The sequence below is a fragment of the Metaclostridioides mangenotii genome (assembly GCF_018917235.1).
In the GTDB taxonomy this organism is placed as follows: Bacteria; Bacillota; Clostridia; order Peptostreptococcales; family Peptostreptococcaceae; genus Metaclostridioides.
In genome coordinates this window covers 146339-165962 of the sequence record NZ_JAHLOF010000002.1, presented here as the reverse complement: position 1 = coordinate 165962, position 19624 = coordinate 146339, and the positions used below count along the sequence as shown (strand labels likewise).

The window sequence follows — 19624 nt, the reverse complement described above, 5'->3', positions numbered from 1 at the left end:
AACAGTTGAAATGCATAATATTAAAAATCAAAAGTTTTAAAAAATGGTAATTCTGAAATTAATCTTTATATAGGTGGTGCTTAGCATGATAACTTGCAGTAAAGAAAGAATGGAAGACAAAATAGTTACCTTTAGTAAATTTGGTGACACAGGCAAAGGTGGAATAACAAGGCTGTCGCTGTCACCAGAAGCAATTCAGGCCAGAGAAGAACTTTGCAAGAGATGCAAAGCCCTTGGCATGGAAATAAAAACTGATGATATGGGAAATATTTATGCTACTATTCCTGGAGAAGAAGGACTTCCAGCGATAGCTATGGGATCTCATCTTGATTCTGTAATTCAAGGTGGTAATTATGATGGTGTTTTAGGTGTACTCACAGCTATGGAAGTAGCTGAAACTATCGTTACTGAAAAGATACCACATCGCCATCCTATAACTGTTGTAGTATGGACAAATGAAGAAGGCGCTAGATTTGAACCAGCTATGATGTCGTCTGGAGTTATAAGTGGTAAATTCGATAAGGCTAAAATGATGGCTTCTGCGGATAAAAAAGGAACTACGTTTGAAGAAGCTCTAGAAGCCAGTGGATACAAAGGCGATGAATCAAATAGAATGACAGTCGATAAGTACAGAGCGCTTTTAGAACTACATATTGAGCAAGGTCCTGTACTAGAGGATAAGAAACAAGACATAGGTGTAGTTGAAGGTGTAGTAGGTATGGTAAACTACGAAATAAACTTTAAAGGTCAAGCAAACCATGCAGGAACTACACCAATGCCATATAGAAAAGATGCACTTTATGCTGCATGTAAAGTTATACAGTATCTACATGACGAGCTGGATAAACTTGATAGCAAATTAGTTTACACTACAGGTAGAATGGATGTAAAACCTGGTGTACATACTGTTATCCCAGATGATGTAAGTTTTTCGTTAGATTCAAGACATCAAAATCCAGATGTTATACAACAAGTTGTAGATATTGTAGAAAAAATACCTAAAGAAGTTGAGAAATGTGAAGTAGGTTTTAAATTAAATTGGAGAAGAAAAACTACTCCTTTTAATAAAGAATTAGTAGACTCCGTAGAAAAAAATGCCAAAGAATTTGGATACAGCAATATGAGATTGTACAGCGGGCCTGGACATGATGCACAATATTTGGCAGATGTGCTTCCGACAACTATGATATTTGTTCCGAGTGTGGATGGACACAGCCACTGTGAAATAGAATACACTCCTGTAGAAAACTGTTGGAAAGGTGCAAATGTACTTTTGCATACAGTTTTAGATGTAGATAAGAAGTAATAGATTCTAAACTAATTTGGAGGTAATATTATGGATCTAATTATTAAAAACGGAACAATAGTTACTGCTACAGATATGTACAAAGCAGATATAGCTGTAAAAGACGGGAAAATAAGCGAAATCGGAGAGAACCTTTCAGGTGATGGGGTTGAAGTTGTTGATGCTTCTGGTAAATTAGTTCTACCTGGAGCTATAGATGTACATACTCATTTAGCGATGCCTTTTGGTGGAACTGTATCAGCAGATGGTTATTTAGCTGGAACTAGAGCCGCGGCATGTGGCGGTGTTACTACAGTTTTTGACTATCCAATGCAAAGAAAAGGAAGCGGCATTATAGAAACAGTTAAGGCAAGAAGAGAAATGTGTGATCCAGAAGCGTGTGTCGACTATGCATTCCATTGCTGTATAACGGATTTAAATGAGGGAGCAATTTTAGAAGAATTTGCTGATGCAGTAGATTATGGAGTACCAAGCTTTAAATGCTTCTTGGTTTATAAAAAAGAAGGAATGATGGTTGATGATGCTACATTAGTTAAAGTATTATTAAAAGCAAAGGAAACAGGTGCAATAACTAATATTCATGCTGAAAATCCGGATGTTATAGATATGAACATAGAGAAATTTTTGAGCGAAGGAAAAACTTCAGCATGGTATCATTATTTAAGTAGACCAGAATTTGTAGAAGCTGAAGCAGATAAACGAGCAGTTCATTGGGCAAAATCCGTAGATGCACCACTTTATATAGTTCATATGGCTGATAAAGAAGGTCTTGAGGCAGCTATAGATGCAAAACGTGCAGGTGCCGATATTTATATTGAAACATGTCCACAATACTTAGAGTTTACTTGTGATGTTTACAAGAGAGATGATGGTAGAAATTTCGTATGTTCGCCTCCAATGAAAGGTCAAGAAAGTCAAGATGCTCTTTGGAATGCTATAAAAACAGGCGCAATTGATACTGTTGCAACTGATCATTGTCCATTCCAAAGTTACGAAAAGGATTGGGGTAAAGATGACTTTACTAAAATACCAAATGGATGTGCAGGTGTAGAAAATCTATATCCTTATATGTTATCAGCTGCAAACGATGGAAAGATTAGTTTTAATAAAGTTGTAGAACTTTGTTCTACTAATCCAGCTAAAATCTTCGGATGTAGTAATAAGGGATCTATAGTGGTTGGAAAGGATGCAGATATAGTAATTTACGATAAGGATAAAGACTTTACTATTTCTGTAGATAATATGCACTCAGATTACGACTACACAATTTGGGAAGGAAAAAAAGTTCATGGATATCCTGTAAAGACATTTGTACGTGGAAAACTTGTATATGATAATGGAGAATTTGTAGGTACTCCTGGATATGGTGAGTTTGTAAAAAGAGTTGGAAGAAAATAATATTATTGTAAATAAAGTTGAATAAATATAAAAGCTCTTCATATTTTAGATAAAAAACATAATATGAAGAGCTTTTATATTATAATAATATAAATAAAAAATAGAGTTAGATATAGTTTTATCTACTATTTTTATTTATTTTTTAAACAATTTATAGTTGTTACATAAAGTTTTTTAAAATCATATCTAGTATAGAAACTGCTATACTGAACCCCACAACACAAGAAATTACAATAATATGTTTTTTCTTGTTCATTGAAGCAATAGCGATGTATTCTCTAATAAAAGCATTTGGTAGAAAATATAGAGCAGTTTTAGATCCAATTCCTTGACTTTTCAGACCAGCTTTTTTAGCAAATAAACTAGCTCTAAAAAGATGATAGTTGTTTGTAACAAATACACTGTTGTAATCACCATTAGTAGAATCGCTATCCATAATATCCTTTGAAAATTTCATATTTTCATACGTACTAACAGATTTATCCTCTAATATGGTATTCTCTATTGGGATACCTTTAGTAATCGCATATCTTTGCATTCCCAATGCTTCTGGAATCAACTCATCACTTCCTTGTCCACCAGAGAATATAATTTTAGGTGGAGTGGTAACTGTTTCTTGTCTTTTGTATATTTCAATAGCTTTATCAATTCTGCTAGACAAAAGAGGAGGAACTCTATCTCCAATTAGCCTACTTCCTAAAACTACTATAAAATCTTGGTTAGGTTTTGCTTTATTAAATGAATATAGTAGCGATATTGATAAGAAATTAAATACGCTAAAGAAGTAAAATACTAAAATCATATCAATCCAATTAGCGATCATACCAACATTGAGTCCTAGCATTTTATGAGGTAAAAATGCTCTTAGTATCAAATAAACAAGAAGTCCAACTCCTAGGAAGAGCGTTAATAAATTCTGTAATTTTTTACTCTCTTTTTTCATGACTACTCTAGCATTTAATAGACAAAATGCTATTAGTATAACTATACCAAAAATAGCTACAAATAAGAAAATTATCATCATAAGTACTAATATTATCTGAAGGTGTGGCACAGTGTAAGATATTAGAGCTAAAGAAATAAGAGCAAAGAATAAAAAGATGTTAAATAAAAGTCCATTTACAATTCTTCTTGGTTCTTTTTTATAAGATAAAAAGAATATAAGAAAAGATATTAATGTAATAATAATTGATATTTCCATAGTAACCCTCACATTTTATTTATTTTTATTTGGACGTTGATTTCATCCTTGTAGATAAATTATAACATAAAGATAATTCCAAAATATCAATATAAATGTTAATATTAAATCAAATAACAACATCTACAGAAAAAGGTGATAAAGTGAAAAATATTTTAATAATTGAAGATGATAAAACCTTAAATAAAGGAATACTGTTGACATTAAAACAACCTGATATAGAAATAAAACAGGCTTATAATTTAGAAGATGCGATACAAACTCTTAAAAATGGAAATGTAGATTTAATTCTTTTAGATGTAAATTTACCGGATGGAGATGGCTTTGATTTCTGTAAAAATATAAAAGAAAAATCAGATATTCCTGTAATATTTCTAACTGCTTGCGATCTTGAGCTAGATATTGTAACAGGTTTAGAATTAGGAGCTGATGATTACATAACAAAACCATTTAGTCTTATGGTATTAAGGGCAAGAGTAATGGCAGCGCTTAGAAGATCAGAAAAGAAAAAAGGTCAAGTGGAAATATTTGAAATAGGGGATATGGTATTAGATTTTGGTAAGTTAGAGTATTTTAAAAAAAATAAAAAGTTAACTTTAAGTAAGACAGAACAGAAGCTACTGAAGATACTTGCTAATAATAAAAATCAAGTACTAACTAGAGAGCAATTAATAGATAGAGTGTGGAGTGGTGAAGGGGAGTTTGTAGATGAAAATGCACTAACTGTAAATATAAAAAGACTTAGAGAAAAAATAGAAGATGATAAATCAAATCCAAATTATATTAAAACTATATATGGAATAGGCTATATATTCGATTGTGGTGATTAAATGAAAAATAACTACAAATTTAAAAATATTTACATAGTATTTTTTTCTTTATTCCTAATAGCAAGTTCAGCATTTTTTATATTTATTATCAAAATGAATAAATTTGAAATTGATTTTACTAAGAAAATTTGTATGTCATATATTTTATTTACAATAGTTTTGGTAATATGCTTTTTATTTACAATTAGAAAAACGCTCTCAAAAGTAATTATCAGACTAGAAAAAATAGTAGAAGATGCCATAAATGAAAAATTAGTAGTCAAAACATACGATGATACACTATTGTCCTCATTAGAGTACAAGCTTTATAAGTACATAAAAGTATCTCAAAATAATAAATCGGCTATTGAAAAAGAACGAAATCAAATACATACACTTGTTGCAGATATATCTCATCAAACTAAGACGCCAATATCAAATATAGTATTATTTAGCCAATTAATATTAGAAAATGATGAAATTGATGATTACAGTCGTGATATATTACAGGACATTAATTTACAGTCAGAAAGGCTCAATTTTTTAATCCAATCTCTAATTAAGATGTCTAGACTAGAAAGTGGTATAATCTCTCCAGATATAAGTGAAACAAAGTTAATAGATACAATAACAGGAGCTGTAAATGAAGTGACTGTAGTTGCTGAGGATAAAAGTATAGATATACATATCGAAGGAGATAAAAATACAACATCAAATTACGATGGAAAATGGACAAAAGAAGCTATAGTCAATATCTTGGAAAATGCTATCAAATACAGTGGAGAAGGTAAATCAATAAAAATAAATATAATCTCTTACGAATTATTTAATAGAATTGATATTACTGACAATGGTATAGGAATTGATGAAAGTGAACTAAACAATGTATTTAAAAGATTTTATAGATGTAAAAATTCAAATCAAAATGAGGGAATTGGTTTAGGTCTATACTTAGCTAGAGAGATAATAAGAGTTCAAGGTGGGTTTATTAAGGTATCTTCAAAGTTAAACGTAGGATCTACTTTCTCAGTATTTTTACCAACTATATAGAAGCATACAAACAAAAACTGTCATTACCGTTATATTTGAGACACTAGTTTGTTATATTTATTGTCTAAATTAGAGTATAACAATTACTAAAAGTTGGAGGGATAGAAATGAAGATACTTGAGACTATAGGTCTAGAAAAATACTATGGTGAAAAAGAAAATTTAGTGAAAGCTCTTGATGGAGTAGATTTAAATATTGAATCTGGAGAATTTGTATGTATAGTCGGAACTTCAGGAAGTGGTAAAAGTACACTTCTTCACATGCTCGGAGGGCTAGATAGACCAACTAAAGGAAAAGTGATTATAAATAATAAAGATATATTTAATATGAGTGATGATGAACTTACTGTTTTTAGACGTAGAAATATAGGGTTTGTATTTCAAAGTTATAATCTTATGCCAATATTAAATGTATACGAAAATATTGTTTTACCAATAGAATTAGACGGAAATAAAATAGATGTAGAATATGTTGATAGTATTATCAGGACCTTGGGATTAGATGAAAAAATAGATAGACTTCCAAATAATCTTTCCGGTGGACAACAACAAAGGGTTGCGATAGCTAGGAGTTTGGCCACCAAACCATCTATAATGCTGGCAGATGAACCAACTGGTAATTTAGACACCAAAACAGAGCAGGAAGTTTTGGGACTTTTAAAGATTACTAGTCAAAAGTTTAACCAGACAATAGTTATGATTACTCACAATGAACAGATAGCGCAAATGGCAGATAGAGTAATCCGAATAGAAGATGGGAAGATATTTGGAGGTAGTGAAAATGCTTCAAAATAATAACCAATCCATAGTTAATAAACTCACAAAAAAAATATTAACAGAAAATAAAATGAGAAATGTTTTTGCGGTAATGGCAATTGCACTTACTACTCTTATGATTACAAGTGCTATAACGGCAGGAACTACTTTATACTCTACAAGTCAAAAATATCAAACTATAAGTACTTACGGAATTGATTCGGATGGATATATTCTTGGAAATAGAGAATTAGATAATTTAAAATCACATAAAGATATAAAAAAAGTAGGTATAGAACAGTCCGCTAGTGATGATAAATTAAAAAATAAAGAACTTCTCAATGAAGGTGTCTATTTAGAGGCAGGTTCTGATCAAAATGTGATGGATATCATGTCAATAGTTCCAATAGAAGGGGATTTGCCTAATTCATCAAATGAGGTCTTTATGCCAACGTGGGTTTTAGATATTCTAGGAATAGATAAAAAAGTCGGTGAAGATGTAGAGTTAGATGTTGTTTTAGGTGGAAAGGTTAAGAATATAAAATTTAAATTATCTGGATACTATGAATCGTTGGTTCCTAGAGGTACTGGTAGAACAAGGGTATTTGTATCAAGTGAATTTATCGATAAGTACAATAAAAGTATTATAAAAGAGAAAAATTCTAGGTCAGCATTTGTGATTTTAAAAAATGTAGATAAAAATACTTCTTATAAAGAAGTGCAAAAAAAACTAGAAAAGATTGCAAAGGATATAGGAGTTACTAAATATAAAGCGCATCCAAAATACGATGACTCAAGAGTATCGTCATCAGACAAAATGACTTTTACAGTAGCAGTTATCATTGGTTTATTATTAGTAATTTTCACAGGATATCTTATTATCTACAATATATTCTACATTTCTGTAAATAAAGATATAAGACTTTACGGGCTTTTAAAAACAATAGGTACTACATCAAAACAACTACAACAGATAATTAGAAAACAAGCATTAACACTATCAATTATAGGTATACCAATAGGTTTACTGCTTGGATATTTACTATCAAAGGTATTAGTACCTCTGGCTTTTAAGTTTACTATATTTGGTAATATTGTAGTAGTAAAACCTAATATTTATGTATTCTTAGCTTCTATTGTATTTTCACTATCTACAGTTTTTATTAGTTGTAGAAAACCTGGTAAAATTGCAGGAAGAGTATCACCAATTGAAGCTGTAAGATATTTATCTGAAGATTTGGGTTTAAAAAAATCTAAAAGAGATAGTAAAAAAGGAATTCATGGAGCTAAGATATACAAAATGGCATGGTCAAATTTACTAAAAAGTAGAAAAAGAGCCATTTTATCAATTTTATCGATATCTTTGAGCGCTCTAATAGTAGTATTTACAATTAACGGAAGCTTAGGTATGGATCCTAAGAAACACGCCGATAAACAAATGAATTACGATATATCAATAACAAATAATGACTTTTACAATACTGAAAAATTTGTCCCGGTAACTCAAAATTTTATTAACGATATAAAACTATTAAATTTTGTAGATGAAGTTGAGTTAGTACATGAGGCAATTGTACCGAATGTAGGTGGAAAAATTTATAGCTTTGGTGTAGATATAGTCTTAGATGGTGTACTTAAAAATGAAATAGATAACAATAGAGATATTGATGGCTATAAAGGATATAATGAATATTTTAAATCGGAAGAAAGAAATCCTAAAGAAAAATCTGATTTTATAAATACAAGTGTACAATCCATAGAGAATGATAAATTAGATGAAAAGCTAAAAGGTGCAAAAGTTTTAGATGGAAAGATAGACATTTTAGATTTTACTGATGACGATAGTTTGATATACTACACTAAAACTGGAAAAAGCAAATTTATAAAAGCGGGAAAAAAACTTCCTCTTACTTTTATAATGAGAGATACTAAAGGAAATGTAGAGAAAGTAACTAAAGAATTTAACGTAGTCGCTGTTGTTGAGGATGGGGAAAAAGATGAAAATGCAGTAGGGCTTGATATCTCAATGTTCAATATAAATGAAAAGACGTTTAAAAGTATTTTTAAAAACTATGAAGATAGTATAAGTAGAATTAATATAAATTTGAAAGAAAATGAGAATTTAAAATATGCAGATAAAACTATAGAAAAGCTAGTTCTAGATACAGGAAATAGCAGCCTAAAGTATCTTTCTAAAAATTATTACATAAATGCATTACAAGAATTTAAGCTCATTGCTATGATTATTGGAATTAGTATATCAGCTGTGTTAGGCTTAATTGGTGCTATAAATATAATTAATACAGTGTTTACGGGAATCTTTGCGAGACGAGTTGAATTTGCTATGCTCGAATCTATAGGAATGACTAAAAAGCAGCTTAAAGAGATGGTATTGTTTGAGGGAGTGTACTATATATTGTTTTCAATGTTAATTATACTTCCATTTGGAGCTTTTATCGCGTATTTAGCCCCTATGGTACTGCCAATATACGGCGGTTTTAATTTTAAATTATACATTATATCTGTATCAATATGCTTAATGGTAATAACTATATTAATGCTTTCAGTGCCTGTAATTGGATATAAGATGGTAAGTAAAGATAGTATAGTTGATAGGCTTAGGATATCGGATTAAGATTTATATCAAAAATGCAGATACTAGTAGATCCACATTCATATGTGGAATTTATTAATATCTGTATTTTTTATTAAAATATATAGACTATCATATTACTTTTAAATATTAAATAGTAGATATTAGAATTTGTTTTATGGTATTATAAAAAATATTAAATTTATAAATATTCATTATTATATATGAAAATGTATGATTTATTAATAATATGCTAAAATAAAAATAAAGAGTGATACACGGAACAAAGGAGGAATAATTATTTTTACATATATCTTAATACTTTTAATTTGTATACTACTTTCAAACGTGATAAGTAGATTTTTACCATATTTATCTATTCCAATAATTCAGATTGCCATGGGCGCAATTATTGTAATAATAAATCCGTTATTTAACATAGAACTCGATCCACATACATTCTTATTGATGTTTATAGCACCACTTCTTTTCTATGATGGAAAACATGTAGATAAAAAGTCGCTTTGGAAGGAGAGAAAAAATATACTATTATTGGCGTTGGCATTAGTATTTGCTACAGTATTGGTTGTAGGAGCACTTATAAATTGGTTAATCCCACCAATATCTCTAGCTGCTTCATTTGCCCTAGCTGCTGCATTATCTCCAACAGACTACGTTGCTGTGAGTGCTCTTTCTAAAAAAATTGATCTACCAAATAAAGTTGTTCACATAATTGAGGGTGAAGGTCTTATGAACGATGCATCGGGTATCGTATGTTTTAAATTCGCTCTTGCAGCAGCTCTAACTGGAACATTTTCGATTTTTAATGCAACAATCAATTTCTTTTTTGTTGCACTAGGTGGAGTTATTGTTGGATTGATATTACAGATGGTTTTAATAAACTTTGAGAAGTGGATAAACAGTCTAGGAATGGAGGATTTAACTGTTGAGGTACTTTTACAAATATTGACCCCATTCGTAGTGTATTTAATTTCAGAGGAAGTATTTAATGTATCAGGAGTACTAGCTGTGGTTGCAGCAGGTATGGTAAATACAATTTCTAATAGCAAATCAAAATATGATGCTGTAAGGCTTAAAGAAGTATCAGAAAATACCTGGTCAGTTCTTGTATATATATTAAATGGATTTGTTTTTTTGATAGTAGGAATACAGCTTCCAAGTATCATTACAACAGCGTTTTTAGAAGCTTCTATCAATACCCCTATTGCAATTTTATATGTTTTAATCATATCATTTATGCTATTGTTCCTTAGATTTATTTGGGTGTTATTTATGTATAGCATAGGTGATAAATCAGATGAAGCAAGTATTAAAGTAAACTGGTATGATGCATTACTTACATCTTTATCTGGAGTTAGGGGATCTGTAACTTTAGCGACGATTCTATCAATTCCACTTACTCTTGAGAATGGCAAACCATTCCCAAATAGAGATTTAATTTTATTTTTAGCAGTTGGTGTAATATTAGTAACTCTTTTAATTGCAACGTTTATTTTGCCATTATTAGCTAAAAAGGATTCATCAGAAGAAGCTGACTATTCAGAGAAACTAAAAAAAGCACAGATTCGAGTATGGAAGGATACAATCGAGACTTTAAAATCAAGAGAGTCAGATAATCCATATGTCGGTATGGCAATAGCAGAGTATAAATACCAAATCAGCCAGATTGAGAGAGGAAACACTTATTATAAAAGTTGGGAGATTAGAAGTAAAGAAGAGAAAAAATTACTTATAAACTGTTTTAAAATGGAAATAGAAAATACACAGAGGATGTTAGCAGAGAATATAATTGATGAAGAAACAGCTTTTGAATGTGAGAGTATCTTAGAAAACAAAATAAGGATTGAGTCATTGACTACAGCTTTATCTGTAAGCTTAAAAAGAGTATCTAGAATGATAATGTTTTTTAGAAGAAGAAAAAGAGTAAAAACAGTTGAATATAAAAATAAGATTATAGCAATTCACGATACTAATGCTGTAAATGCAGAATATATTATAAACTATTTAAGTAATAACATTACCGAAGATAACAAAAAATTGTACACAAAAGTCATAGATTATTATAAAGGTATAAAACTAATGTCTAGAAGACCTATAATAAATAGGATTGATAAGAGTGAAAAGAAAAAAATTGAAGTAATTTCTTTACAAATAGAGAGATATACCATACAAAGTTTATTTGAAAAAGGAATTATAAGCTGGAGTATTGCATCGGAGCTTAGAAAAAACTTGAATTATATTGAGAGCGATACATTGAGTTAAATAGATAATAGAATACACCTAACTATATATCGAAAAAGAATTTAAGCAATTGAATTGACAATATTAGGATAGGTGTATTCAAGTAGTTAGCTTAGATTTTTAAATATAAATTCTAAAAATGTATAATATCATTTAGAGATTTTGACGAAATCCAGTAAAAAAGCTTTCTACTATTTTAGATATTTGCTCTGGTGACTCTTGCATGTCATTTGAAATCCAATTTTTGATAATTCCAATACATCCTGATACTAAGAACGAAAGATAGTAATCATATGTCTGAGGATCTACTGATTTATATGTGTTATTCATATACTTAATAAAGCTTTTTCTAACCACCTCTTTCAGCTTTCTTAGAAATGCAATATCTGTTTTCTGTATAATTAAAACTTGACATATTGTTTTGTTGTTATAAAAAAATTCAAAAATAAACTTAAACAACGATGAAAAATTCTTCTCTAAGTCGGAAATATCAAATCTGTTAAACCCTTTTTCAAATTCAATAAATATCTCATCTTCTATAGAGGCCAAAAGGTCGTTTATATCTTGATAGTGTAGGTAAAAAGTGCCTCTATTTAAATCAGCTATTTCACAGATCTCTTTTATAGTAATATTATTAAAATCTTTTTCTGACATTAAATCTATTAAAGTTTTTTTAAATAAATTTCTTGTTCTTATATTGCATCTTTCATATCCTTTTTTCATAAATAGCCTCCAAATATAAACGAATATTTTATTGATGTTCAATTTTCAACATATGTAGATAAATTGATTATTGAATCAATTATTTAAATTAATTATAATAAACACGAGTATAAAAATCAACACGTGTGAATTTTTGTGTTGATGAAAATTTAAATAAGGTGTGATTTTATGGAAATTTGGAAGAAAAATTTAATCATTTGTTGGGTAGGTATGTTTATAACAGCTGTGGGAACTAGTCAATTAGCCCCCATACTTCCGCTTTATATAAATGAATTAGGGGTACACAATACAGCAACAGTAGAATTTGTAGCTGGCTTAACATTTGGTGGAACATTTATTGTAATGGCAATTTTCTCACCTATATGGGGGAAAGCAGCTGATAAATACGGTAGAAAACCCATGCTTTTAAGAGCCAGCTTAGGTATGACAATAGTTATAGGATCATTGGCTTTAGTACAAAATGTATATCAACTTGTGTTTATAAGAATGCTTCAAGGTGTAATATCTGGTTATACTACAGCTTGTACGACACTAATAGCCACTCAAGTTGATAAGGATAATTCTGGATTTGCTCTAGGGACTTTGGCAACATCTTCAATAGCAGGTACACTACTAGGTCCATCAATTGGTGGATATCTCAGTGAATTAGTAGGTATAAGACCGATGTTTGTGATTATAGCTATACTAATGTTTATAGTTTTTCTAACATCGTTAGCATTTGTAAAAGAAGAATTTGTCCCTGTGTATGATAAAGTGCCAGGAATCAAGAAGATATGGGAATCTATTCCTAATACAAGTTTTCTAGCTACATTATTTTTAACAGGTTTTATTCTTCAATTAGCTCTATATTCTATAGAACCAATAATAACTATTTACATTACGCAAATATCTGTAACATCAACCCATATTGCATTAATTGCAGGGGTTGTATTCTCCGCGTCAGGATTGGCGAGTATGATGTCAGCACCTGCGTTAGGAAGAATTTCTGATAGAGTAGGCAGTGAGAAGGTTATATTTATTTGCCTTATTGTAGCAGCAATAGTATTTATACCACAAGCATTTGTAAATACTCCTTACCAGTTGATGTTTTTAAGATTTTTATTGGGTTTGGCTACTGCAGGATTGACACCATCGATAAGTTCACTTACTAAAAAAAATACACCTGAAGAATACGTCGGACGAGTTTTTGGTATAGGGACTTCTTGTCAGTATCTAGGTGTATTCTGTGGATCATTATTAGGAGGATTTATTGCAGGAAGTTTAGGAATAAGATATATATTCTATGTTACTAGTGGATTATTGTTGATAAACTCTGTAATTGTGTATAACTTTATTTATAAAAAAGTCAGTAGATAGTGTGGCTAAAAAACTAATTGTATAAATTTTATCCTGGTTAGATGTTTATTTAAAATATTTAACAAAAAAGTCCTGCATTTGCGCAGGACTTTTTATCATAATTTATTCAATAGGTATCTTAATCATAAATGTGGTACCGACATCGATTTTACTAGTTACGTCTATAGTTCCACCATGCTTGTTTATAATCCATTTGGCGATAGATAGACCTAGACCAGTTCCACCAGTTTCTCTAGCTCTAGATTTATCAGCTCTGTAGAATCTATCAAATATTTTAGGGAGATCTTCTTTAGACATACCAACTCCTGTGTCTTTTATAACAATAGTAGCTTTATCACCAGTCGCATAGGATGAAAGTGTGATTTCTCCACCATATTTAGTATATTTTATACTGTTGTCAATAAATACTCTAAGGGCTTCTTTAAGCAGACTCCTATCAGCATTTATATTTATAGGATCATTAACATCACATTTTATAATATGTCTTCCTTCATCTATTAAGTTACTTTCTTTAACTAAATTATCAATTAGATCATTAAGCTTAAATATATCTTTGCTGAATCTTTGAGTATTCTTATCTCCTCGTGCTAAGAACAGAAGTTGCTCAATTAGAGCCTTCATGCTTTCTGATTCTGATTCAATAGCAGTAATAGATTCATCAAGGACAGCTTTGTCATCTTTTCCCCAACGATTAAGCATCTTAGCATAACCTTGTATAACTGTAAGTGGTGTTCTAAGTTCATGTGAAGCGTCTGAAACAAACTGATTTTGTGTTTCGTAAGATTCTTGTATTCTATCTAACATTTCATTAAAAGTATTTGCAAGGTCTTTTAGTTCATTTTGTGATCCTAATATGTTTAATCTAGTATCTATGTTGTTTATAGTGATTTCTTTAACCGTCCTATTCATATCATCAATAGGTCTCAGTATTTTTTTAGTTTTAATAGTCACTTTAACTAATGAGATTAGTGTAATAACACCTTCTATAATAAATAATACAAGAACCAAAGAACCAATTAGCCAAATATCTTGTGTTAGATCATACGACATATCAATTGTAACATTACTTTTTCCAACTTTTACAGTTTCTACAACTTTATAATTGATTGAAAGATTTCTTTTGAATAAAAAGTTAATGTTGTATTTATTATTAGTATTTTCATAGATATCTATATATCTATCATTATACACCTTGTGGGATTTCCCTAATTTATTACCAGTAATAGTGTTATTTTTATATATAAGTTTATTTTTGTTATCGTAAATACTAATATTGTTTGAATCGTAGTTGTTTAGTAAAGTTAATACTTTTTTTGATTCCTTTTTTATACTTTCATTTGAAGTTATTTTCTCCTCAACAATATAGTTAGAGTAGGAGTTTAGTTGTTTATCAAGGCTTTGTTCGGTCCTAGCCACTATAAAAGCACCTGTTACAACAAGTATAAGTAAATTTAGAGTAATAAAAACACTAAACATTCTAAAAAAGTACATAATATTTAATTTTAGTACTATAGATAATCTAAATCGTTCAAGCATTGCCTGATATGCATTACTAGCAATTTCTTTTATCTCTTTTGCTAGGAATTTCATTACGACAGAAGCTTTACTGGGTTCTGTTTTAAACTTTAATTCGTCAAATTTATGTTTATTCTTCATACTTTATCACATATCCAACCCCTCTGACTGTGTAAATAAATTTCTCATTGTAAATATCGTCAATTTTACTTCTGAGGTATCTAATGTACACATCGACAATATTTGTATCTCCATAGTAGTCAAAGCCCCAGACCTTTTCTAATATAATATCTCTAGATAATACTCTGTCTTTGTTCTCTACTAAATACTTAAGTAAATCAAATTCTCTCTTTGTAAGTTCAATTACATCATCTTGATATTTAACAATATATTTATCAAGATCTATATTTAATTTTCCTAGTGAAAGAGAGTTACACTCTTTTACTGTAGATTTTCTTCTCTTTAAAATAACTCTAATTCTTGCTAAGAGTTCTTCTATTTCAAATGGCTTTGTTACATAATCATCTGCGCCAAGATCTAGTCCACTTACTTTCTCAAAAGTTTCATCTCTGGCAGTTAGCATTATAACTGGCGTTTCTTTGAGTTCACGAAGTCGCCTAAGAACTTCCATACCACTTAGTCCTGGAAGCATTATATCAAGCAAAATTAAATCGTAATTATTTTCAATAGACAGCATTAGTGCTTCTTTACCATTACCAGATTTCTCAATTGTATAGCCCTCGTATGTTAATTCTAATTCTAGGTATCGTGCTAACTTTACCTCATCTTCTACTATAAGGATATTTCCCTTCATAGCTCCCTCCAATATATTAAGTTTTATTCTTATATCTTATAATAGCAAAAAGATACTGAAAATACACATATTTTCAATATCTAATCTGCATTTATATTATTTTCTTAGCTCAACTTTTATATCGTTTACAGTATTTTCTACTTTTGAACTGTAATCATTGACACAAGTCTTTTCTACATCTTTTCCTTGGAAGGTTATCTTATGTCCTGTAAACAATGCCACTAATAGTAGAGGGATTACTATATAGAAGGCAAATACTGTTGCTATAGCTAAGAAAGTAAGTGGTATATTCATGATTATTTTATCTTCTTTTTTGATTACTATATGGTTTCTATTACCAACCTTTACTACTTTTTTGATCCATCTTGTAATTCCTGTTAAAGTTTCACCAGTATTATGTTTGTGCTCAGACCTCTTATAATCATCAAATCCTTTTTTGAATTCATTTTTAAAATCGTTAAACCCCTTATTGTTGTCTTTAACACTTTTATTTTTTTCTAAGAATATTATAGATTCAAGAAGATCTCCATTATTTTTTTCAAGAGCATCTCTTGCATCCTCAAAACTAACATCTACTCTCTTTCTTAATTCATCTATCATTTCTATTGTTATCATAATTTGTTCCTCCTAATTTTTGGTATTTAATTTATTATTTAGAAATCTAATTTTTAAAATCTACAAGTTAGAATATAAAATGTATAAAGTTAAAAATAACTCTTAATAACATCAGTATTCCAACTGCAAGTAAAGTAAAGTTTACAAATCCACTTTTTGATATTCTTTCGTTTGCAAGATATATAAGTAATATAGGAATAGCTATTTTAACTACAAATCCTATTGTCGACCCAACTAAACCTGCAACGATACCAATAAGTATAATGATTCCTATAATCTTCGCTGTATTGACACAAAACCTAACCATATAATCACCCCTTAAGATATTTTATGTAAATAAACTTTTTAGTTTATCATATCTTCTTGTATTTTGTTTTTTATTAATTCTGTTGTTGTTAATCTTATTATATGTAAAGAATCTTAGTTCTAAATTAATGAAACATTAGAAATAGATTAGAAAAATTATTGTTGCTGAGAGAGTAGTAATATAGTAGTGTTAGCTCCACAGCAAAATTTTTGGTACGATTTTGATTGTCGTTGACACTGCTATAAAACTACTCTCGTTTGGTCAATACTCTGAAGAGGAGGGAGAAGCACAAAAAAGCTGTGGCTTGATAACATAAATAGTTATTAAGCCACAGCTTAAGTTTTTATAGCTCTAAATAGAAATCGAAAAATATTTCAATATTTTTCCTTCCTACAGCCACCTCAAAGATTGACCAAGTGAAAGATATCAATTAATTGAGAGAGCGACAATCAAAATCGTACCAAAAATTTTGCCGTGGAGCGAACTCAATAAGTGATATCTTTCACGACAATCAGACAATCTATTCAGTTCTAAGAGCTTCCACTGGGTTTTTCTTAGCGGCCATTCTAGCAGGTAAGGCACCACCAAGAAGTGTGAGACCTACGCTTATTATTACGAGAAGTATTGCGTGTACTGGATTTAATTGTGCAACACCATCAAGATCTGTAAGGTTTTTAAGCACATTATTTATTGGGAATGTTAATAAATAAGAGATTAGTATACCCAACAATCCTGAGCATGTTCCTATTATAAATGTCTCTGCTGTAAACACTCTAGTGACATCTTTCTTTCTAGCTCCAAGTGATCTTAGTACACCTATTTCCTTTGTTCTCTCTAGTACTGATATATAGGTAATTATACCAATCATAATCAACGAAACAATCAATGATATAGAGGCGAATGCTATAAGTACTAGAGTTATAGAGTCCATAATTCCGCCGGACAAATCGGTAAATGTAGAAGCTAAGTCAGTATACAATATCGAATCTTCAACATCTTTACCGTCATTCCATTTATTTAAATACGTTAAGACATCATCTTTTGTAGTGAAATCTTTAGGATATATCGTTATGGAATTTGGAGTAGAGTTTGCTCCTAATTGTGATAAAACTTGATCTTTAGTAGGGGCTTGCGAATTTACATTTACACCTCCCATAGACATCATACTAGGTGAATTACTAGGGGCAGAGATATTACTTGAAGTATCATCACCGAATGCTTGTCCAGTCAATACATTGAAATCAGAGTCTTTTTGTGCTTTCACTACGTCAGAGTTTTTAGCATCTTCTATAAAATACTCTGAAAGTTCATCTGAATAATATAGCCCAGGTGAAAGAATTTCTAATTTAGAGTCTTCTGACGATCTAACAATACCAGAAATTTTAACTGTGATTGCATCATCGTCATTATAATGATCTATAAGATTATCTGAGTTTACTTTACTAATAAATAAATTTCCGTTTTTATCATAGAAATCATTATTTAAGATTATCTTAAATTCTTTTCCTACAATATCTTGATATTTTATATTTTTAGATTCATCTATGCCTAATGTCTTTAGCATAGATTTATCAAGTCTATTGTAACTGTCTACAATTAATACTAAGTCTGTCTTATCTTTTGGAAACGAGCCAGATAGTAAGTTGTAGTTGCTTTTTAAATATCCTGTTGAATCAGAACCTTTACCACTTGGAAAAGTTGAAAAATTTACAGTAGATGTATTAACTGGAGTTACAGTTTCTCTGTCAGATTTTAACAAATTCATATTCACTAATCTTGTATAAGATGTACCTGATAACAGATCCGAATCAATATCTTTTACATATTTCAGATATTCCTTAGTAAAATTATTAGTATGTTCTAGACTATTTTCACTAGGATCATATGGGAAAATGTGATCTACATTTGGATACTGGTCTTTACTTACAGATTTATTTACAAGATTTTTATTTTGTTCTCTCATAGCGTCTACATCCATATTGGCCATCTTTTGGCTAATTGTTATTGGAAATCCAGAAAGTGTACTGTTTTCAAATTCACCAATTTGTTTATCAAATCCATTAGAAAGAGACAGTACAAGTGCGATACCAATTATTCCGATACTTGAAGCAAATGCTGTTAAAGCAGTTCTCCATTTTTTTGTAGAAATATTTTTAGCTGAAAGTTTTAAAGCTGTTAAAAAACTCATATTTGTTTTCTTAAGTTTGTAATCTGATACGTCTAGATTATCTTTAAATGGGTTGCTATCAGATTTTATCTCACCATCTCTAAATTCTACAATTCTGTCAGTGTATTCATTTGCTAGCTCAGGATTATGTGTAACCATTACTACTAACTTATCTTTTGAAATTTCTTTAATAAGCTCCATAATTTGTACACTAGTATGAGTATCTAAGGCTCCTGTTGGCTCGTCAGCAAGAATAATATCGGGATCATTTGCAAGAGCACGAGCAATCGCAACTCTTTGCATTTGACCACCAGATAGTTGGTTTGGCTTTTTATGTATATGCTCTTTAAGTCCAACTTTCTCTAAAACTTCGATAGCCTTTTTATGTTTTTCTTGAGAAGAAACTCCACTAAGAGTCATGCCCATTTCAACATTGTCCATAATGCTAAGGTGTGAAATTAGATTATAGCTTTGAAAAATGAAACCAACGCTATTATTTCTATAGGCATCCCAATCTGAATCTTTAAAGTTCTTAGTTGATTTACCATTTATTATTAAATCCCCCTGATCGTATTGATCGAGACCACCAATAATATTCAAACAAGTTGTTTTACCAGAACCGCTTGGTCCAAGAATAGCAACAAACTCGGATTTTCTGAATTTTAAACTAACTTTATTTAGGGCAACTTGTGTAAATTCTCCCGTGGTGTAACTTTTGACAATTTCTTTTAACTGTAGCATTTTATTATCCTC

The 19624-nt window shown here is 30.2% G+C and carries 15 protein-coding genes; 8 read left to right on the top strand and 7 right to left on the bottom strand.

Going from position 1 to position 19624, the window contains the following annotated elements; genetic code table 11:
- The first annotated feature begins 85 nt into the window (after positions 1-85).
- Both KQI18_RS04070 and hydA read left to right on the top strand, forming a co-directional pair.
- A complete protein-coding gene (locus KQI18_RS04070) occupies positions 86-1306 on the top strand; it encodes a Zn-dependent hydrolase (protein WP_216466405.1) in 1221 nt (406 codons plus the stop codon).
- 30 nt (positions 1307-1336) lie between these two features.
- The gene (gene hydA / locus KQI18_RS04065; protein WP_216466404.1) at positions 1337-2704 is read left to right on the top strand and encodes a dihydropyrimidinase; all 1368 of its coding nucleotides are present in this window, start codon (positions 1337-1339) and stop codon (positions 2702-2704) included.
- Positions 2705-2864: 160 nt separating this feature from the next.
- On the opposite strand, the gene KQI18_RS04060 is transcribed toward hydA, so the two are convergent.
- Positions 2865-3905: a YdcF family protein gene (locus KQI18_RS04060; RefSeq protein WP_216466403.1), complete on the bottom strand. Its 1041-nt coding sequence runs from the start codon at positions 3903-3905 to the stop codon at positions 2865-2867.
- 143 nt (positions 3906-4048) lie between these two features.
- Here KQI18_RS04060 and KQI18_RS04055 point away from each other — a divergent pair, with 143 nt between their 5' ends.
- From KQI18_RS04055 to KQI18_RS04035, 5 genes are all read left to right on the top strand, one after another.
- Positions 4049-4735, top strand: a complete 687-nt coding sequence (locus KQI18_RS04055; protein WP_330654352.1) for a response regulator transcription factor — start codon at positions 4049-4051, stop codon at positions 4733-4735.
- Complete coding sequence (locus tag KQI18_RS04050; protein ID WP_216466401.1) at positions 4736-5764, top strand: sensor histidine kinase; 1029 nt, start codon at positions 4736-4738, stop codon at positions 5762-5764.
- Between the two features lie 107 nt (positions 5765-5871).
- Positions 5872-6558, top strand: coding sequence for an ABC transporter ATP-binding protein (locus KQI18_RS04045; RefSeq protein WP_216466400.1), 687 nt, complete (start codon positions 5872-5874; stop codon positions 6556-6558).
- The gene (locus tag KQI18_RS04040; RefSeq protein WP_216466399.1) at positions 6545-9154 is read left to right on the top strand and encodes an ABC transporter permease; all 2610 of its coding nucleotides are present in this window, start codon (positions 6545-6547) and stop codon (positions 9152-9154) included. Before KQI18_RS04045 ends, KQI18_RS04040 begins: the two co-directional genes overlap by 14 nt.
- A gap of 216 nt (positions 9155-9370) precedes the next feature.
- Positions 9371-11395 (top strand): Na+/H+ antiporter, encoded by a 2025-nt coding sequence (locus KQI18_RS04035; RefSeq protein ID WP_330648035.1) that lies wholly within the window; start codon positions 9371-9373, stop codon positions 11393-11395.
- A 132-nt stretch (positions 11396-11527) separates the two neighbouring features.
- Here KQI18_RS04035 and KQI18_RS04030 read toward each other — a convergent pair whose 3' ends face one another.
- Entirely contained in the window at positions 11528-12097 is a 570-nt protein-coding gene (locus KQI18_RS04030) for a TetR/AcrR family transcriptional regulator (RefSeq protein WP_216466398.1), read from the bottom strand.
- Between the two features lie 168 nt (positions 12098-12265).
- Between KQI18_RS04030 and KQI18_RS04025 the strand changes: the two genes are divergently transcribed.
- Positions 12266-13453 carry a multidrug efflux MFS transporter gene (locus KQI18_RS04025; RefSeq protein WP_216466397.1) on the top strand — a complete coding sequence of 396 codons (1188 nt, stop codon included), beginning with the start codon at positions 12266-12268 and terminating at the stop codon, positions 13451-13453.
- A 102-nt stretch (positions 13454-13555) separates the two neighbouring features.
- On the opposite strand, the gene KQI18_RS14125 is transcribed toward KQI18_RS04025, so the two are convergent.
- From KQI18_RS14125 to KQI18_RS04000, 5 genes are all read right to left on the bottom strand, one after another.
- The gene (locus tag KQI18_RS14125; protein ID WP_236887640.1) at positions 13556-15109 is read right to left on the bottom strand and encodes a sensor histidine kinase; all 1554 of its coding nucleotides are present in this window, start codon (positions 15107-15109) and stop codon (positions 13556-13558) included.
- On the bottom strand, positions 15099-15782 hold the full coding sequence (locus tag KQI18_RS04015) for a response regulator transcription factor (RefSeq protein WP_216466396.1): 684 nt from the start codon (positions 15780-15782) through the stop codon (positions 15099-15101). The genes KQI18_RS14125 and KQI18_RS04015 overlap by 11 nt, the downstream gene beginning before the upstream one ends.
- A gap of 96 nt (positions 15783-15878) precedes the next feature.
- A complete protein-coding gene (locus tag KQI18_RS04010; protein ID WP_216466395.1) occupies positions 15879-16397 on the bottom strand; it encodes a DUF4342 domain-containing protein in 519 nt (172 codons plus the stop codon).
- Positions 16398-16464: 67 nt separating this feature from the next.
- Positions 16465-16704, bottom strand: coding sequence for a hypothetical protein (locus KQI18_RS04005; RefSeq protein ID WP_216466394.1), 240 nt, complete (start codon positions 16702-16704; stop codon positions 16465-16467).
- Between the two features lie 520 nt (positions 16705-17224).
- Complete coding sequence (locus KQI18_RS04000; RefSeq protein WP_216466393.1) at positions 17225-19612, bottom strand: ATP-binding cassette domain-containing protein; 2388 nt, start codon at positions 19610-19612, stop codon at positions 17225-17227.
- Positions 19613-19624 lie beyond the last annotated feature (12 nt).

Excerpts from the sequence above, each read along its gene's own strand:
- KQI18_RS04070 (WP_216466405.1), top strand. The coding sequence starts at position 86 with ATGATAACTTGCAGTAAAGAAAGAATGGAAGACAAAATAGTTACCTTT.
- hydA (WP_216466404.1), top strand. The coding sequence starts at position 1,337 with ATGGATCTAATTATTAAAAACGGAACAATAGTTACTGCTACAGATATG.
- KQI18_RS04060 (WP_216466403.1), bottom strand. The coding sequence starts at position 3,905 with ATGGAAATATCAATTATTATTACATTAATATCTTTTCTTATATTCTTT.
- KQI18_RS04050 (WP_216466401.1), top strand. The coding sequence starts at position 4,736 with ATGAAAAATAACTACAAATTTAAAAATATTTACATAGTATTTTTTTCT.
- KQI18_RS04045 (WP_216466400.1), top strand. The coding sequence starts at position 5,872 with ATGAAGATACTTGAGACTATAGGTCTAGAAAAATACTATGGTGAAAAA.
- KQI18_RS04040 (WP_216466399.1), top strand. The coding sequence starts at position 6,545 with ATGCTTCAAAATAATAACCAATCCATAGTTAATAAACTCACAAAAAAA.
- KQI18_RS04030 (WP_216466398.1), bottom strand. The coding sequence starts at position 12,097 with ATGAAAAAAGGATATGAAAGATGCAATATAAGAACAAGAAATTTATTT.
- KQI18_RS04025 (WP_216466397.1), top strand. The coding sequence starts at position 12,266 with ATGGAAATTTGGAAGAAAAATTTAATCATTTGTTGGGTAGGTATGTTT.
- KQI18_RS14125 (WP_236887640.1), bottom strand. The coding sequence starts at position 15,109 with ATGAAGAATAAACATAAATTTGACGAATTAAAGTTTAAAACAGAACCC.
- KQI18_RS04015 (WP_216466396.1), bottom strand. The coding sequence starts at position 15,782 with ATGAAGGGAAATATCCTTATAGTAGAAGATGAGGTAAAGTTAGCACGA.
- KQI18_RS04010 (WP_216466395.1), bottom strand. The coding sequence starts at position 16,397 with ATGATAACAATAGAAATGATAGATGAATTAAGAAAGAGAGTAGATGTT.
- KQI18_RS04005 (WP_216466394.1), bottom strand. The coding sequence starts at position 16,704 with ATGGTTAGGTTTTGTGTCAATACAGCGAAGATTATAGGAATCATTATA.
- KQI18_RS04000 (WP_216466393.1), bottom strand. The coding sequence starts at position 19,612 with ATGCTACAGTTAAAAGAAATTGTCAAAAGTTACACCACGGGAGAATTT.